The sequence below is a fragment of the Kutzneria sp. 744 genome (assembly GCF_000568255.1).
Lineage (GTDB): Bacteria > Actinomycetota > Actinomycetes > Mycobacteriales > Pseudonocardiaceae > Kutzneria.
This window is the reverse complement of record NZ_KK037166.1, coordinates 3641081-3658224: the sequence shown is the minus strand read 5'-3', so window position 1 is coordinate 3658224 and position 17144 is coordinate 3641081. Positions and strand designations below refer to the sequence as shown.

Sequence of the window (17144 nt, the reverse complement as noted above, 5' to 3'; positions counted from 1 at the left end):
CTCAGTCGTACATCCGCACCCAGTCGACGTGCACGACCACCTTGTCCGGTGTGGACTGATCGGGCGCCGGCAGCCACACCTTGGGCGCGTACGGGCCGGGTTCCTGCTGCATCACCATGTGCATCGGCTTGTTCGGGATCACCGCCTTCTTCGTGCTCTTGGTGGAGTCATAGACGATCGTGCGGTCCACGTAGATCTTGACGTAGTCGGGCCGCCAGTCCACCCAGTACACGTGCCAGCCGGCGAAGTCGCCGAAGACCTTGCCGCTCTCCCGGTCCCCGTTGGGCGGATCGCCCCAGTGGATCGACGCCAGATCCCACGCCCGCTGCGGATGCACCGTCTCGATGATGTCGGTCTCGCCGTCCCGCGGCCACACGTTGGACTCCGGCCACAGCAGGAACGCCGGCGCGTAACCCTTGCCGGGATCCAGTTTCGCCCGGATCCCGAACAGCCCGTAGGCGCGGTTGCCGTCGCCCTTGCACCAGCACAGCGCCCCGGACCGGTTGGCCTTGCCGGTCGGATCCTTGCCCTGGCCGATGATCTGGAGCTCGCCTCCGGCCACCTTCAGCTGCGAGGCCGACCAGGTCGAGATCCCGTTGGTGGACTTGCTGTTGTACGGGTTCCAGCGGTTCAGGTCCAGCGAGGTCCCGTCGAACTCCTCGTCCGCGATCAGGTGGCGGCCGGCCGGAGCCGCCGACACCGCCTGCTGCGGTCCGGTGCACGTGGTGGCCGCGAGGACGGCGGCCATCGTGGCCAACAGTGCGGCCCTCATGCTGCCTCCTTGACACACCGGGCCGGGACTCCCGCGTAGGTGCCGGGCTTCACACAGTCCTTGGCCACCACGGCCCCGGCCGCGATGACGACGTCGTCACCGACGGTCACCCCGGGCAGGATCGTCGCCCTGGCCCCGATCCAGGCCCGGTCCCCGATAATCACCGGGCGGCCTGCGGGCTTACGATCCACAGTGGACCTGTGGTGCGAGGTCGCCACCATCACCTGCATGCCGAGCTGGCAGTCCCGGCCGATGCGGATCGGGCCGACCAGTTCGAGGAAGCAGCCCACGTTGAGGAAGGTGCCATGGCCCACAGTCAGATTCGACGGTGGGCCAGCGAGTTGCAGCCCCGGGAACACGTTCATCGTGTCGATCCGCGCCCCGCACAGGCGGTAGATGGCCCAGCGCAGCGGCCGCGGCACCAGCGTGTTGCCGGCGAACGCGTTGACCAGCGCCCGTTTGGTCAGGAACCCGATCTCCAAGCGGAGTTGTTCCCGGATCATGGTGCGCTCCCGACGACGAGGTCGGCCGACAGCCGGTTGCGGATCCAGGCGACTTCCTCCAGTAGCGATTCCCTCAATACCTCAACGTGTGTGGCCAGGGTTGCCGATTCCATGTCGCGATGGTCGGCGATTTCGCGGACATGCTCGATCAAGGCGCCGGTGGTGACGGCGTCGGTGCGCAGTGACCGCTCGGCGCTGTTGATCGAGGACAGGAAGTCGCCGCACTTCGGCTGATACTCCAAGCCGACCAGTGGAACCGCGGCTGCCGCACCGAGTACCAGTGCGTGCAACCGTTCCGCCACGAGCACCGTGCAGTCGGCCACGGCCGTCATGTAGTCGGAGACCGTGGTGGCGATGCGGATCTCGGCGTCGACCCTGGCCCGCCGGGCGCACTCCGTGGCGAACGACAGGTCCTTCAGGTTGACGACCAGCAGCCGCGTCGACCAGTTCTCCTTGGCCAGCTGCCGTACCAGGGCGGCCGTTTCGTCGAGGACGCGGTCGTGATCGTGCCCCCAGAGGTCGTCGCCGTAGCCCAGGTTCAGCCCGAGCAGTCGCTCCTTCGGCTCCACCGCGGCGATCGGGGTGTGCAGCAGCGCCGGATCGCCGACGATCTCGGCATCGACGCCGACCGAGGCCAGCAGTTCCCGAGATCGCGGGCCCCGCACGGTGATCCGGTCGAACCAGCCGCACACGTCGACCCAACGGCGTAACTCGTCCTTGTCGGAGAAGGAGTTTCGGCCCTGGAAGGCTGGGTCCTCGACGCCGACGCCGATCAGGTGCCATGGCCGGCGCCGGGCCAGCAGGGCGCCGGTCGCGGCCAGCAGCATCCGCCAGTTCCGCCGCCCGACCACGGTTCCGCCGCCCAGCAGGACGGTTCGCCGCCGCGCGCCGACACCCGCGCCGGCCAGCAGTCGGCCGGCGAACGCCGTGGGATCCGTCGGCACATGCCACGGGGCGACGCCGGGAATGTGATGCAGCAGCGCATCGGCGATCGCGTCGTCGCCGAGGTTGCCGCGGCCGGTCCAGCCGACATAGACGGCTGTGGTCATCGGTTGCCTCCGAGTTCGAGCAGGACGGTGTCGCAGATCCGCAGCTTTTCCTTGTAGCCGTGGGACTCCAGGCCGGTGACGGCCTCGCGGGTCCAGCCCGGCCGCAGCCCGAGCAGCATGTAGCCGTAGGCGTCCTGCGCGGGGTTGACGACGATGAACTCCGGGCCGAGCTGGCGCACGCACGCCGCCTCGGCCGGGCCGGGCGGGCATTTGAGCTCCAGCGACAGCTGTTTCACCTCGCCGACCCGTGCCCACTGCATCGGCAGGTACCCGGCCAGCGCGGTGATGTGCTGGCCCGGCAACGCCTCCTTGTATGCCTCCTGGACGACCTTGACGTCATCGGCGCGGAACGCGACGTAGGCGTCGTTGCCGCCTCTGGCCGTCACCAGCCCGACGGCGGCGATTCCCAGCCCAATGGCGGTGATCAGCGCCGTCGACAGGCAGTCCAGCGTGGTCGCCAGGGCGGCGCCGCCGAGAGTGCACAGCAGCGGCAGCGCGTACAGGAAGCTGCGCAACAACATCTCGCCGCCGTACGACTGCAGCCCCACCAACACGAACGGCAGCACAGCCAGGACCGCAAGCACGATCGGCCGCCTCTTCGGCAGCCGCCACCAGCCCAGCGCCGCCAGGCCGACGACCGTCATGGACAGTGCACATCGGACGATCAGAATCACGATCCGTCCGGCGTCGCCGGAGAATCGCTGGCTCACGTTCTGCTGCACGGAGCCGGACAGATCGCCGACGCCGCCGAACAGGTCGTTCCAGTGGCCGAGCCAGTACTCCTTGGCTCCTAACGCCAGCCATATCAGCGGGATCGCCACCGCGATCACCGCCAGCCATGGCGACCTGAGCACGCGGGTCAGCGCAAGGACGATCATCAGGCCGGCGAAGGCGAACGGCGTCACCTGATGCTCCGGGGCCATCGCGCAGACGAGCGCCACGAACACCGCCAGGGCCAGCCGCGTTCGGTTGGCGCCGGTGACGCCGGCCTTGGTCAGCCCCTCATGGCACAGCCAGCGCAGCACGATCGTCAGCGCCGCCAGATACATCAGGTAGGCCAGGCCCTGCGGCGAGAAGTAGTCCTGCTCCACCCAGTTCACGGCCAGGAACAGCCAGACCGCCAGCCATGCCCCGCGGCCCCGGCCCAGCACGGTCGATGCCAGCGCGTGCACGCCGATCGCCGCCAGGCCGGTGAACACCGGTGGCGCCCAGGCCAGGAACACCGTGGCGTCCTGCGCCCCGGTGGCCCTGGTCAGCCAGGCGATGAAGGCGAAGAAGGCCGGCCAGCTGAACCTGGCGTCGAATTCGTGCAGAACCTGCCCGTGCTGGGCGATGTATCCGCTCCACCCTGCGTGCAGCCAGGCCACGGGCAGGCGTGCCGCCGGTTCGGTCAGCGGCGGCAGGCCGTACGCGCAGGTCACGGCCAGCAGACAGGCCCCGGCCAGCACCCAGGTGCGGGGGTTGTCCGACCGGAGTTCCAACACGAATCCGACCGACAGCAACGCGACGCCGACCAGCACCGCCGGGGATATCGACGCCGCCAGCCCGAGCGACCCCAGCGTGCCCGGGTCGACCGGGCGCACGGCGATCGCCCAGATCACGGCGGCGAGCACGCACACCGCCGGCGCAATCCAGTCCTGCCTCGTCTTTTCCCGTGCAGGCAAGGTGATCACTTGTTCACCACCATGCGGAACAGGCCGGGGCCGACGGCCGCCGCGACCACGATCTGCGCCACGAGGAAGCCAATGGCCGGCCCGGTGAGACCCATCTCATCGGGGGCCAGCAGCACCGCCGAGAGCACCAGCACCGTGGTCGACGCCTGAACGATCGCCGCCGCGAGACCACGGCCGGACGCCAGCCGCACGCCCACCGCCAGCGCGACGACCGTGCGAACCATCATGCCCACCAACAACAATCGCAGCGCCTGAGTGCCCTGCGCCGCGTAGGCGTGACCGAACATGCCGAGCAGATACGGAGCCAGCACCGCGCCGACGATCGCGCCGCCGGCAACGATCGGCAACAACTTGACCGCGACCGTCCGCAGCGCTGCCGGCAGTTCTTCCGGTCGTCGCGATCCCCGTAGCACCAACGAGTTCACGAAGCCGTTGATCGCGTAGTCCACCGCGTTCACACCCGTCCAGATCACGAAGAACGTGGCGCCGACGGCCGTGCCGTGCATGCCGACTACCAGCAGCGGCACCGAGTTGCACAGCAGCGTCGTGCCCAGCGTGGCCAGGTACGTGGGGCCGAGGTAGGACAGAACCTGTTGCGGGGCTGGCAATGTTGACGGCCCGGTGCGCCTTGCGGACAGGCGCGTGATCGCCACGATCGCGACGATCATCATCACCGCGGTCGGGGCAATCCACGACACGAGGACACCGAGGGCACCCAGCGCGATGCCGAGCGCGGGCAGCGCCGCCACGCGGACGATGCCGAAGGTGCCGTTGAACATCGGCACCCACCACGCCTTGCCCAATGCCGCCAACATGTAGTCCTGCAACTGAAAAAGCGCCCAGCACACCGAGGCCACCACGAACAGCGCCGGGCCGCCGACGTGCAGGACGACCGCGTCCGCCGGCATCAGCAGGAACACAACTGCCCCCATGGCTGCAACGCTGGCCACCAACAGGTATGCCCGCAGCACGATCCAGCCGGTCTGACAGCCGGCCTGCGGCAGCCAGCGGAGGGCGCCCAGTCCGAGGTTCAGTTGCGCGATGCCGGCGACCAGCATGAAGCCCGACACGAACGCCGAGGACGCCCCGACCGCCGCCTGCGGCAGCGTCGCCGCCGCCACCAGCCAGCAGAACAGGCCCACCACGCCCGTGATCACCGCGCTGGTGGAGAGCGCCGCCCCGTCGTTCAGGGCCGCGCGCCCGGTCGGGGTTGCTGTGGCGGTCATGCCGGCCTCACCACCTGCACGGCCAGCAGGCCGGCGGTGACGGCCAGCAGCGCGCCGAAGGCCCACAGCGGATGCCAGCCCAGCAACAGCATTGCCTGCGCTATCAGCACATCCGCCGCGACGCTGACGCCGAGGGCCATCGCCCACGTCACCGATGACCACGCGGGCTTGGCCAATGCAACTGCCGCTGCGCCGGGTACCAGCAGGAAGAACCCGACCGTGACCACGACGCGTGCTTCACTGTCCACATTAGATATTGCGAGGGCCGCCGTTGTCGCGGTGATCAGTAGCAGCGCCAAGGCCTGGATGCGGTTCATGGACGCCACCGTCGGATCATCTCCGTGGACAGACGCCACGGACCGAGGACCAGGCCGAAGAGCTCGTCGAACACCAGCCGGCGCGGGAAGTCCGGTCCGCGCCGGGAGTTCTTGCTGGAGTCCGAGGCGAGCAGCAGCCTCAGGCCTATTCGGAGCCGGGCGGCGATCTGTTTGGCGCCACCGGGCCTCATGGCGTGCAGCAGGAACGTCGCCGCCAGGCCGGTGCCGTAGCCGCGCAGTTGCTTCCTCAGTTCGGACAGTGTCTCCCGATGTTCGTGCCACACCAAGGCATTCGGCGTGTAGTGGAGGCGACCACCGGTGGTGATCAGCCGAAGGTACAGGTCGAGGTCCTCGCCGGCTCGGGTGGCCCGGCCGGGGCCGAGCCGTTCGTCGAAGCCGTTCAGCCGCTGGTAGGAACCCCTCCGCCACACCATGTTGTTGCCCGAGCCGTAAGCGCCGGGGGAGAGCGGGTAGAGGGCGTCCGGCGGTGGCACGTCCGGGCCGAACTGCCGGCGCTCGAAGCCCTTGCCGAAGCCGCCGAACGCCTCGAACCACTGCTGAGGCTTGGTGTCCAAGGACTTCGGCAGGACCAGGCCGGTGACGCAGTCGGCCCCGCCGGCCTCGATCTCGGCGATTGCCTCGGCCAGCCAACGCTCGTCGACCACCGCGTCGTCGTCGGTGAACGCCAGGATCTCGCCGTCGGCCGCCGCCGCGCCGGCATTGCGGGCCCGGCTCGCCCCCGGCACCGGCTCCCGCAGGTACCGGACGCGGTCGTCCAAAGTCGCCATCCGGGCCAGGTCCGGGCTGGCGTCGCCGGCGTGGTTGTCGACCAGGATGATCTCCAGGTCCGGGTACCCGGTGGCGAGGACGCTCCGCACGCACCGTTCGGCGTGCTCGACCCTCCCGGCCGTCGCGATGATCACGCTCGCTGACGGCCACTTTGCCGGCTCCGGTGGCGCATCGGCCGTGCGGCGCGGCTTGGTCGGGGCGGTTACCGGCATTTCCCTGGTGGGCTTGGACATCTTGCCCTTGGCGTAACCGGCGGCGGCGGCGATCGGGGCCAGCAGCAGCGCCCCGAAGGCCGGACGGCCCAGTTCCCGGACCAGCGCCCGGGGGATCGTCACGCGGACGTACGACTGCTCGGTGGACAGCGCGCCCTGCGCCCCGACCAGCTTCGAGATCGCCGCCTTGGACAGCCCCTCGGCCCAGCTCCGTCGGGCCAGGTAGCGCCAGGTCGTGCGGTCCTCGGTGACCCGGTGCCGGACCGTGGCCTCGGGATCCAGCAGGATCTTCGTGGATGGGAACCGTTGCCGCAGGCGGATGCAGAGCTCCGTCTCCTCACAGCCCAGCGGCGTCGACCCGATCCGGCCGATCCACTCCGCGAAGCCGCCCAGTTCCCGGATCAGGTTGCGGCGGAAGGACATCGAGCAGCCCATCACGTTGCGCACCTCGGACAGCTCCGTCGGCTGGCCGGTGAACGAGCAGCCCACCACCCAGCCCAGCTCCGGCGGCAGCATCGTCGGCGCCTCGCCCTGCGGCCACACCGGATACGCCTTGCCGCCGACCACCGCCACTTCTGGATCCGCGTAGGGCTCCAGCATTCGTTGCAGCCACTGAGGATCTGCCCGGGCGTCGTCGTCCAGGAACGCCACCACGTCGCTCCGCGCCGCTTCAACACCCGTGTTCCGAGCCCCCGACAAGCCCCGACTTCGGTTGTTGTGCAGCACTGTGACCGCATCGAAAGCCGTCGCCGCTCGTCGCAGCAGGCTCTCGTTATGGTCCACGACCAGCAGCAACTCCTGCGGCGCCACGGTTTGCTCGGTCAGCGACTTCACCGCGTCGACGATGTCGTCCCAGCGGCGCTCGGTGTAGCAGCAGATCACCACGGATGCCGTCGTCATTCGGTCACCGCCTCCAGCTCGGCGCGAGCGCGCATGGCGGCCGGCGTGGTTCGCTTGCTCCGTCGGTGCTCGGCCAGGATCGTGCGCAGCACACGCATCCCGTCCCTGAAGGTGTCCAGATTGGACTCCCCGTGGATCCGGTCGCGCTCGAAGCTCGGCACCTCCGCGATGCGCAGGCCGGCCGCCGCGATCCGGCAGTTGATCAGCGTCTCCACCTCGAAGCCGTCGCCCCACTGCCGATCCGGCCGATCCACCGCCGGCAGGTCGAGCACCGGCAGGATGCGGGTCCAGAAGGCGTTGTAGCCGTAGCAGAGATCGGTGAAGCGGGTCCGCATCAGGCGGTTGGTCACCATGTTCAGGGCGGCGTTGCCGGCACGGCGTAAGGCGGTGATGTCCTCGCTGCCGCCGCCGGGTCGGAAGCGGCTGCCCTTGGCGAAGTCCGCGCCGTCGGTCAGCGCCGCGACGAAGCGGGGTATCTCGCCCGGATCGGCCGAGCCGTCGGCGTCGAACATGATCACGATATCGCCGGTGACGCGGGCAAAACCGCAGGCCAGGGCGTTGCCCTTGCCCATGCGGGTCTGGTCGACGGTTTCGATGCCCGGCAGGCAGCGGCGGGCCACCTCGACCGAGCCGTCGACCGAGTGGCCGTCCACCAGCACCACCTGGTGCGCGGCCGGCAGGCGGGGGAGCACGACCTCGAGATTGCGCGCCTCGTTGCGCACCGGAATGACGATGGAAACGCGGGGTTGGACAACTGGCATGGGGAACCCTCAGCTGTGGTCAGGGCGGTGCCCGGCGGCGCACCGGAGAATCAGCGGGTTTCGGGTGACGGCAGCTATGCGTCGGTCTTCGACGGCACGGAGTGGCCAACGGTGAATTCCTTTCCGTACAGGTCAGGAATGCAGGTAAACGGGCATCACCGGGTCACCCGCGGAGATGCGGGCCGGTGTGGGCGTAAGCGAAAGTCGCCCCCGGCTCGTCGAGCCGGGCGGCATCATCCCAGGTGAAAGGCCCGTCCGCGCGCGGACGCCCTCCTTATCTTCTCCGCAGGGGCATCCGCACGGCGGCGGCGCACGTGGTGCAGGCGCCGGTGGCGTGGGGGAAGGAGAACGGGAGGCGAGGGCCTTGGTGCATCAGCAGTCCGTTGCGTGTCGAATTCAGTGAAGGCGTTTACGCTGACCGGCCCATCGTCACTCAGGTATCGGAGCTTGTCAACGCAATGCCCGAATGAATATGGACCGCGCTGACCTGCCGTTATCAGATATACCAGGCCGGGGACACCCCCGTTGGTAGGGTCCCGGAACCGGTTTCAGAAGTGCAGCCTGGACAGTTCCTCGCCGCCGTTCCGGATGAGCGTCTCCAGCTGCCGCCGCCGCTTGGCGAAGTCCTTCACCGGCACCGACAGCGCCACCGCCGCCGTCGTCCGGCCGTCCTTGTCCTTGACCGGCGTCGCCAGGCAGGCCAGCCCCGGTTGGAACTCCTCGATCTCCGCCGCGATGCCCGTCTTGCGGATCAGCGCCAGCTCGCGGTCCAGATCTTCCAGCCGGGTGATCGTGCGGTTCGTCAGCCGGGCCAGCCCCGCTCCCGCCAGGTAGTGCCGTCGGGCCGTCGGGGACATCGCCGCCAGCAGCACCTTGCCGAACGAGGTGGCGTGCGCCGACCGGTCGAACCCCAGATCCAGCGGCTGCGCCTTGCGGTGCTCCGGCGAGTCCGCCACCTCCGCCACCACCAGCTCGTCGTCCCGTACCACCGCGTAGTACATCGCCGCCTTGGCCCGATGGTGCAGGTCCCGCAGCGTGTAGGCCACTTCCGGCGTCACCGACAGCTGCTCCTTCAGGCTGTCGTGCAGCTCCGGCAGCTTGTAGCCGAGGCCGAACCCCCTGGCGTTGGCCAGTCGCACCAGATAGCCCTCGTGGACCAGCGTGTTCAGCAGGTGATACGTCGTCGAGAGCTTGAACCCCGTCCGCCGGGCCACCGCCTTGGCCGTGATCCCGTCGCCGCCGTCCGCAACCGTCTCCAGCACCCTGAGCGCTCGTTGCACCGAACCGATCAGCCCGCTCGGCGGTTTCGGCTGGGCGTCGGGCATTGGTCCTCCGGTTGCAAGGGTGTCCCGCCCACCGGCAGAGCCAGCGGCGGCTTGGTGTCGAGCTACCGCTGACGCGATGATCATTGAAGCAGCAACCAGGTGGGTCAAGGCGGAACTTTTCACATGCCGGCAAGAGGCCGGGCGACGTGCGGACACCCGCCCCGATCCCCGGCCCCCGCCGGCCCCGACCGGGGGACCGCCCGCTGCTGGTCCGCCGCCCGCCGGTAGTCTCCCCTCCACGCGCCGTCCCACCGGCGCCCTGGGGCGGTAGCTCAGCTGGTTAGAGCAGCAGACTCATAATCTGTCAGGTCGTGGGTTCGAGCCCCACCCGCCCTACAGAAACGCCTGGTCAGCGTGTTGCCGACCAGGCGTCTCAAGATCAGGGCCATACAAAACCCACACTTTATGGCTCCGACCTCTTAATCACCTCCAGCGCGTCGGCGGCCCGGCGGCTGGTCACCCGGCGCCCCATGTAGACGTCCTGAGTGGTCGACACCTTGGCGTGTCCGAGCTGGTCAGCTATCTGTCGGGCGGTGAGTCCGGCGTCATCGAGAATGGTCGCCACCGACCGCCGGAAGGTCCGGAAGGTGACCCACGGATATCCGGCACGTGCCCGGAAATCCCGCCACCGAGCAAGCGTGTTGTGCTTGTCCCGAAGGCCGCCGAGCGTGTTCGGAAACACAGGGCCGGTCAACTCGTCGACAGGTACGTCGAAACGCTCCGCCAGGACCACACGCCGTTCCTTGAGCATTGCGACCAGTCAGCCGGACAGCGGCAGCGCACGCTTGGACACGTCCGTCTTGCCGTCGTTGATCAGCTGACCTTGCCCCTTCACCCGGATCAGGCTGCCCGCCCAACTGGCCGTGCCCTTGCCGAGGTCGACCTCCCCAGGGCCATCACGCGTGTCAAGGGGGCAGTCCTAGCGCCCGCCGTCGGTATCCGCGAAGCGCCCCCTTGACACGCGTGATCGGGGCGTTGTCAGGTCGACGGGATGGCGCGAGGCCCCTCCCTTGGCGTGATCAACTACGCGAGTCCGACAGTGTGTCATGTGGTCGAGGCTCGCACAGCCACATGTGGGGCCAGTCGGCAACTCACGCTGCCAGAAAGTCGCTGGCCAGCACAAATGGCCTTGTCGGGACTATGGCATCGCGAGTGGCCCCCTTTTGGCAATGACCGCGCCGTGTCAGCATCGTTGGGCGTGCCTGCGTCCCAAATGTCACCAATGGGCGCCAAGGGCACAGAAGGGAGTGATCATGCGCTATCGCTCTTTGAGGATTCTAACAAGCATCCTACTGCTGGTCGGACTCACGTTCACAACGGCACCAGCGGCTTTTGCTGACAAATCGCAAGCAGCAGCGAATTCCTCGTGGTCGGACTGGGAGGATCTCGGCGGAGTCCTCGTTGCGGGACCAGCGGTCTCTTCGTGGGCCAATAATCGGCTCGACGTCTTCGGTACCGGCACTGACAATCACATGTATCACAAGTGGTGGAACGGGTCTTCCTGGTCGAACTGGGAGGATCTTGGCGGAGTGATCATCGGCAACCCGGCAGCCGTGTCGTGGGGTCGGAACAGGATCGACACTTTCGCCCGAGGGACGGACAACCACCTCTATCACAAGTGGTGGAACGGGTCTTCCTGGTCGGGCTGGGAGGATCTTGGCGGAGTCCTTGTTGCGGGACCAGTGGTCTCTTCGTGGGCCAATAATCGGCTCGACGTCTTCGGTACCGGCACTGACAATCACATGTATCACAAGTGGTGGAACGGGTCCTCGTGGTCGAACTGGGAGGATCTTGGCGGAGTGATCATCGGCAACCCGGCAGCCGTGTCGTGGGGTCGGAACAGGATCGACACTTTCGCCCGAGGGACGGACAACCACCTCTATCACAAGTGGTGGAACGGGTCTTCCTGGTCGGGCTGGGAGGATCTTGGCGGAGTCCTTGTTGCGGGACCAGCGGTCTCTTCGTGGGCTGACAATCGGCTCGACGTCTTCGGTACCGGCACTGACAATCACATGTATCACAAGTGGTGGAACGGGTCCTCGTGGTCGAACTGGGAGGATCTTGACGGAGTGATCATCGATAACCCGGCAGCCGTGTCGTGGGGTCGGAACAGGATCGACACTTTCGCCCGAGGGACGGACAACCACCTCTATCACAAGTGGTGGAGCTGAACCGGCGAGGCGCGGTATTTGAGCCTTTAGATGTGTTATCACCTCGATGGATAATCACGCCCGAACGTGTCCGTGTAGACACGTTCGGGCGCGTCCCGATGTGTCATTGACCGAGGGTTCGAACAATTTGGCGGCCTGAATCTGGTCGGCCGAAGTGCGCCTCGCGCGACCCTTCGCATGCGCGCTTCGTTTTGTCGGGTAATTGTCAATTCGCGGAGTATGCTGAGGCTGTATCTCCGGGATTGGCGTATTGAGGTTTCGTTGGTACGGGCGGGTTGATCTGCGGGCGTGCTTGCGTGATCATCTCCATACTTTCCCCCATCAAATGATGGCAAACGACCACTGGCGACCGTTCGCAGTGGACATTCTCGTTTGTGAACCATGCGGGTTACGGGGGTGGTGGAAGGTATTGGGAGACAACGGCAAGCCAGACCCGGAACCTGTCAGGTCGTGGGTTCGAGCCCCACCCGCCCTACCAAGTCCGATCCGGGGCGGCCCGCGACGGAATGGGCAGCGGGAATCGGCCGAACGACCGGGAGCGGCGGCCGGGGCCGCCGCTCGATGATCCCGAGTACGGGGTCAGCCGGTGAAGAAGGACGTCGCGATGGACTTCTTGCACAGGGTGGCTATGTGCGTGGTGGCCTTGGCCAGCTCGTAAATGGAAGTGGAGTCGGAGCCGGAGATTTTGTCGAGGGCGGCGGCGTCGGCGGAGAGGCCGCCGCCTGTGTAGCGGTCGGCGACGCGGGAGAGGTCGCCGGCGTCGGTGAAGAGGGGATTGCCGAAGCCGAGGTTGCCGACATTGATCTGGCTGAGCAGTGACTGGTAGCTGGCGCAGACCTGGTCCTTGTTGGTGGGAGCCAGGGAGCAGGCGGCGGTGAGCACGGCGATCAGGGCGGCGAGGGGCAGCAGGAGGCGCACGGCGATCACCAGATCCACAGCACGAAGCGGCCGCCACGGTAGAGGTAGACGGCATAGGCGGCGGCGATGACGGCGAGCAGTAGGGCGCGAATGTCGGTGGCGAATCCAAAACAGGTCGCGACCACGGCGATGACGCTGTAGTAAATCCATGCGAGCGAGCGCTTGCGGGTGGGCTTGTTCTGGGTTCCGTTGTCCTGGTTCATGGTCGATTCCTCTCTCGACAACGGGGTGGCGGAATCCCCGTTGTCAGTCACCGCGGACATCGGGCGAATGGGAGAGTTGTTAGCGTGGACAGAAAAGGGGCAGCGGGCGCCCGGGGCCGGCATGGGGTGCTGAGCAGCGGAAACGGTGCGATGGGTCGCCGGTAGGCGCGGCAAGCTGTCCTGGAAATGACCAGAATTCAACGTACGTAGGACAGTCGCACGCGGCTCTCGCCCACGACGATGGCGGGCAGGTCGGGGTGGAGTTCCTCGGCCCGACGCCACCGAAGGGTGGCCTGCTCGACGTCGTCGGCCGCGGCCGCCAGATTGCCGAGCCCGGTCTCGGCCCGGGCCTGTTCATGCCGACTCTCGCACCGCGCGGCCTGGTCGAGCGCGTCCTGGTAGTGCCGACGAGCGGATTCGTGGTCGCCGGCGCGGAAATCGTTCCAACCCAGGCAGTTCAGCGTCATGGCGATGTCGGCGCCGTAGTCGAGCTCGGTGAACACGGCCAGCGCGGCCCGGCCGACGCGCGTGGCGTCGTCGAACTCGCCGAGTTCGGTGTGGGCGAGGGTCATCCCACGCAGCGTGATGCCGGCGCTGCGCTGCGCGCCGGTGCGCTCGTAAAACTCCAGCGCCGAGCGGAGCTGGGTGATGGCGGTCGCGTTGTCACCGCGATAGTGGCTCAACCAAGCCAGGTTGGCCACGGCATCGGTGACGCCCCGTTCGTCGCCCATGGCCTCGAAGGCGGCCCGGGCGTCGCGATACTGCTCGACGGCCCTGACCAGCTCTCCGCGGTGCAAGTAGGCCATGCCCAGGTTGTTCCGGGTGACGCCCTCGGCCCAGCCGTTCCCGACGGCCTGGGCGGCCCGGACGGCGCACAGGTGCGACCGCACCCACGCGTCGCACTCCTTGGTGGTGAAGAAGTACTCCCGCTGCAGGAAAGCGAGTTGCCATGCCTTGTCGTGCAGGCCGTTGGCCTGGGCGAGCTCGCACAACTCGACGAGGTTGGCGCCCTCGGCGGCGATCCAGGCCAGCGCTGCCTCGCGATCGGGTATCTCCCGGGTCGACGGGGGTAGGTGCTCGTAGCTGAGGGCCGGCCGGTATCGGCCGGGGCTGATCGCTTCGTCGGCCTGGGCGAGGGCATGCAGCGTGTGGTCGACCAGTCGGAGCAACGCGGATCGCCGGGCGTCGGAGGAGATCTCGGTGGACGCGGTGTCGGACGCGAACGCCCGTACCAGGTCGTGCATCTCGTAGCGGTCCATCACCTTCTGCGTCACCAGGTGGGCGTCATGTAGCCGATCGAGCAGCATGCGCGCCCGATGCGGTCGAATGTCGAGGAGCGCGGCCGCGGACGCGGCGTCGACGTCGTGGCCGGGGCACACACCGAGCAACCCGAACATGCGCCGCTGGTCATCCGGCAGGTCGCGGTAGGACAGGTGCAGTGCGGCGGCGACGCTGCGTTCGCCGTCGTCCAACTCGCCGAGCCGGGCCGATTCGTCGCTCAGTCGACGGTCGAGTTCCGCAAGCGTCCACTGTGGATTGCCGCGGAGCCGGGCCGCCGCGATCCGGACGGCGAGCGGCAGCCGGCCACACTGGTCGACGATGCGGGCGATCTGCTTGTCGTCGTCCTGGCCCGTCATGGTGCGGAACAGCCGGACGGCATCGACGGCGTCCAGTGCGGCCAAGGTGAAGTGGCTGCTGTCGTCGAGGGCGACCAGCCGGCTGCGGCTGGTGACGATCACCCGACAGGACGCCTCCGCCGGCAGCAACGGGCGGATCTGTTCCGCGCTTCGCACGTTGTCCAGCACGATCAGCAACCGCTTGCCGAGCAACTGGGCCCGATACCGCGCGGCCCGGTCCTGGGTGTCGGGCGGGATCTCCTCACCGGGCACGCCGAGCATACGCAGCAACCGGTCCAACGCGTCGGCGCTGGACATCGCCTGCGTGTGCTGGCTGTAGCCGTGCAGGTCGAGGAAGACGGCGCCATCGGGATAGTCCGGCTCGACGCGGTGCGCGACCGCGACGGCGAGCGCCGTTTTGCCCGTGCCGGCCATGCCGTCGATCGCGCAGATCGCGCTGTCGGAGGCACACAGCGCGGCGAGTGTCTCGGCGCGCCCGGTGAAGTGCCCGGCCGGCGCCGGGAGAGCCGATGTCCGGGTGGTGGCGCGGGGTCGGCCCCGCTTGCGGCGGATGGTGGGAACCAGCTTCACGAGTGTCCCTCCGGTGGTGAGCTCGGTGTCGCACAGCACGGCCAACGTGTGGTTGGGCTGTGCGACACCGTTCTCCACCTTGCTCAAGTAGCCCTTGCTGTAGTGAATGGCGTCCGAGAGACGGGACAGGGAGACACCGGCAGCGGTGCGCAGGCGCCGGAGCTCTGCGCCGAACTCCGCTTCCTCGGCCATGGTGGCCCCCTTTCCCGACCAGTATGGACTTGTGGCGCCGCCGGCGGCCCGCGACGAGCTCGTCGGCGACCGGGTGTGGCTCAGCTCAGCCGAGGTAAGCGGCGAGCACCGTCAGCACCAGGCTGACGATCACGTGCGTCTGCACTGTCCACGCACCTCCTCCCATGATCGGCGCTGATCGCGCGGGAGTCGCTGGGCGCCTGATGGGGTGCCGATCCGACCTGGTAGCCGATGGCGACGCCGAGTGAAATGGTGATGCCGGCCACCCATAACGCGATCCGAATCACTGTCGAGACCGAACACAGCACCTTCATCTCGAACCCCTCGATCCCCGTTTTCTGTTGCATCACAAGCATTGATCCGTCAATTCGGGATGCCAATGCGTTTCCTGTTTCCGGAAATAATGGGAAACGGAAACGCTGGTCGCTCCGATGCACTACGGCGGTAGGAACGACTGGCGCGGACCGGGCGGAGGCAGCCGGATGGCAACGCAGGTGCGGGATCTCGTTGACGAGTTGAAGACACTGCGCAAGGGGCGCGGTCTCTCGACGGGACTGCCCGACGGCAAGGTGGGACCGGCCGTGCGTGCACTGTGCTCGGTGACCGCGGCGGACTCGCCGTCGGTGGCCAGGAAGAAGATCGCGGATCTGCTGGGCGAACTGGCCGGACGGCTGCCCGACGACCTCAGTACGGCCGTGCTGGCGGCGTTCGGCCTCGTTCCGGAGGCGCGTCAGCAGTTCTACAAGGAGCGGGTGCGCTGGGCGGCGCTGCGGATCGACCGGGACGAGCGGACCGTGCGCCGCCGGATCGATCAGGGCATCCAGCAACTCGCGGAGCTGTCGGTGGACGCGGTCCCGGCGACCAGGCCGGCGGCCGCCCTGTACCGCTGGTACAACGAGGAGGTGCGGGTCTATCTGACTCTCGACAGGTCTACGCCGGAATCACTGGAGTTTCGTCGAATAACCTCATGTGTCGACAACCTGCGGGAGTTGGATCTGGCACTCACGCTCACCGCGCCGCTCGACCGCTCCTCGGTGGCGCGGGAACTGGACATCCAAGTGGTCAGCGGCGGCACGTTGGTGCGCAAACAGAAGGAGAAGGCCGACCGGTTCGCCTTCTCGCTGCGGATGCCGGATCTGCTGAACTCGGCCGACCGGCATGAGTACGGCCTGCGTTTCCGGGTGCCCGATGGACAGAAAATGCAGCCGCACTACGTATGCGTGCCCAAACAACGGTGCGACAACTTCCAGTTGCACGTCCGTTTCGATCACGACCACATGCCGGTCGCCGTGTGGCTGCTGTCCGATGCCTTCCAACGCGACGTGGACGACCCGGTGCCGTCCGGGGAGAGCCTGGCCCTCGACGAGGCCGGTGAGCTGCACCTGAGCTTCGAGGATCTGACGCCCGGCCTGGCCTACGGGATCCGCTGGGACTTCGGCTGACCGGTTCAGCCGCGGCGCAGCCGGCCCACCCGGAGCGCGAGCAGCCCCACGAACACCGCGCCGGACAGCGCCAACACTGCCACGGACAGCAGCCACCAGGGCCAGGAATGGGTCCACAGCTGGTCCAGCGGGATCGTCGGGCCGTCGGCGCGAAGGTCCACTGTGGACGCGCCGGCCGAGTAGCCCCAGCGCGACGGTGCGAGCCAGGACAGCTCGGCCAACACGATCCGGTCGGTCACGGGGATCATCCCGCCGCACAGCACGAGCTGCGCCATCACGGTCACCACGAGCACCGGCGTCGTCTGCTCGGTGGACCGGACCAGCGCGGAGCCGAGCAGGCTCAGCAGGCAGGACACCAGCGCGGTGAGCCAGACCGCGACCGCCAGCTCCGCCGTCGGACGTCCGAGCAGGACGGCCGAGATCGGTCCGGGCTTCACCGCGGTCACGAAGCCGACCAGCAGCGCGGTCTGCGCCGCGCACACCA

The 17144-nt window shown here is 67.9% G+C and carries 16 protein-coding genes and 2 tRNA genes; 4 read left to right on the top strand and 14 right to left on the bottom strand.

What is annotated here, in order from left to right:
• Nucleotide 1: 1 nt before the first annotated feature.
• From KUTG_RS16315 to KUTG_RS16275, 9 genes are all read right to left on the bottom strand, one after another.
• Nucleotides 2-772 carry a glycoside hydrolase family 16 protein gene (locus KUTG_RS16315; RefSeq protein WP_084579379.1) on the bottom strand — a complete coding sequence of 257 codons (771 nt, stop codon included), beginning with the start codon at nt 770-772 and terminating at the stop codon, nt 2-4.
• Nucleotides 769-1275, bottom strand: a complete 507-nt coding sequence (locus KUTG_RS65690) for an acyltransferase (protein ID WP_043717813.1) — start codon at nt 1273-1275, stop codon at nt 769-771. Before KUTG_RS65690 ends, KUTG_RS16315 begins: the two co-directional genes overlap by 4 nt.
• Nucleotides 1272-2324: a polysaccharide pyruvyl transferase family protein gene (locus KUTG_RS16305; protein ID WP_052394696.1), complete on the bottom strand. Its 1053-nt coding sequence runs from the start codon at nt 2322-2324 to the stop codon at nt 1272-1274. The genes KUTG_RS65690 and KUTG_RS16305 overlap by 4 nt, the downstream gene beginning before the upstream one ends.
• Nucleotides 2321-3997, bottom strand: a complete 1677-nt coding sequence (locus KUTG_RS61305; protein ID WP_052394692.1) for a hypothetical protein — start codon at nt 3995-3997, stop codon at nt 2321-2323. The genes KUTG_RS16305 and KUTG_RS61305 overlap by 4 nt, the downstream gene beginning before the upstream one ends.
• Nucleotides 3994-5223, bottom strand: a complete 1230-nt coding sequence (locus KUTG_RS16295; protein ID WP_052394690.1) for a polysaccharide biosynthesis protein — start codon at nt 5221-5223, stop codon at nt 3994-3996. The genes KUTG_RS61305 and KUTG_RS16295 overlap by 4 nt, the downstream gene beginning before the upstream one ends.
• Nucleotides 5220-5540, bottom strand: a complete 321-nt coding sequence (locus KUTG_RS16290; protein ID WP_157494572.1) for a hypothetical protein — start codon at nt 5538-5540, stop codon at nt 5220-5222. Before KUTG_RS16290 ends, KUTG_RS16295 begins: the two co-directional genes overlap by 4 nt.
• Nucleotides 5537-7441: a glycosyltransferase family 2 protein gene (locus KUTG_RS55350; RefSeq protein WP_063753529.1), complete on the bottom strand. Its 1905-nt coding sequence runs from the start codon at nt 7439-7441 to the stop codon at nt 5537-5539. The genes KUTG_RS16290 and KUTG_RS55350 overlap by 4 nt, the downstream gene beginning before the upstream one ends.
• Complete coding sequence (locus KUTG_RS16280) at nt 7438-8202, bottom strand: glycosyltransferase family 2 protein (RefSeq protein ID WP_043717809.1); 765 nt, start codon at nt 8200-8202, stop codon at nt 7438-7440. Before KUTG_RS16280 ends, KUTG_RS55350 begins: the two co-directional genes overlap by 4 nt.
• A gap of 548 nt (nt 8203-8750) precedes the next feature.
• Nucleotides 8751-9527, bottom strand: a complete 777-nt coding sequence (locus KUTG_RS16275; protein WP_043717807.1) for an IclR family transcriptional regulator — start codon at nt 9525-9527, stop codon at nt 8751-8753.
• 261 nt (nt 9528-9788) lie between these two features.
• Between KUTG_RS16275 and KUTG_RS16270 the strand changes: the two genes are divergently transcribed.
• Nucleotides 9789-9863 (top strand) — tRNA-Ile (locus tag KUTG_RS16270).
• A 67-nt stretch (nt 9864-9930) separates the two neighbouring features.
• Here KUTG_RS16270 and KUTG_RS16265 read toward each other — a convergent pair.
• Complete coding sequence (locus KUTG_RS16265; RefSeq protein WP_232240819.1) at nt 9931-10278, bottom strand: tyrosine-type recombinase/integrase; 348 nt, start codon at nt 10276-10278, stop codon at nt 9931-9933.
• A 502-nt stretch (nt 10279-10780) separates the two neighbouring features.
• Here KUTG_RS16265 and KUTG_RS56350 point away from each other — a divergent pair.
• Together KUTG_RS56350 and KUTG_RS58500 are read left to right on the top strand one after the other, a co-directional pair.
• Nucleotides 10781-11698: a PLL family lectin gene (locus tag KUTG_RS56350; protein WP_084581160.1), complete on the top strand. Its 918-nt coding sequence runs from the start codon at nt 10781-10783 to the stop codon at nt 11696-11698.
• A 393-nt stretch (nt 11699-12091) separates the two neighbouring features.
• A tRNA-OTHER gene (locus KUTG_RS58500) sits at nt 12092-12176 on the top strand.
• A 101-nt stretch (nt 12177-12277) separates the two neighbouring features.
• Here the strand turns inward: KUTG_RS58500 and KUTG_RS65685 are convergent.
• The 3 genes from KUTG_RS65685 to KUTG_RS16250 form a co-directional block, all read right to left on the bottom strand.
• A complete protein-coding gene (locus tag KUTG_RS65685) occupies nt 12278-12634 on the bottom strand; it encodes a hypothetical protein (protein ID WP_052394688.1) in 357 nt (118 codons plus the stop codon).
• Entirely contained in the window at nt 12622-12819 is a 198-nt protein-coding gene (locus KUTG_RS16255) for a hypothetical protein (RefSeq protein ID WP_043717805.1), read from the bottom strand. Before KUTG_RS16255 ends, KUTG_RS65685 begins: the two co-directional genes overlap by 13 nt.
• A 197-nt stretch (nt 12820-13016) precedes the next feature.
• Nucleotides 13017-15218: a helix-turn-helix domain-containing protein gene (locus tag KUTG_RS16250; protein ID WP_043717804.1), complete on the bottom strand. Its 2202-nt coding sequence runs from the start codon at nt 15216-15218 to the stop codon at nt 13017-13019.
• 482 nt (nt 15219-15700) lie between these two features.
• Between KUTG_RS16250 and KUTG_RS16245 the strand changes: the two genes are divergently transcribed.
• Entirely contained in the window at nt 15701-16660 is a 960-nt protein-coding gene (locus tag KUTG_RS16245; protein WP_043729583.1) for a hypothetical protein, read from the top strand.
• A gap of 5 nt (nt 16661-16665) precedes the next feature.
• On the opposite strand, the gene KUTG_RS16240 is transcribed toward KUTG_RS16245, so the two are convergent.
• On the bottom strand, nt 16666-17144 hold a 479-nt coding region (locus KUTG_RS16240), incomplete at its 5' end, for an ABC transporter permease (protein WP_043717802.1).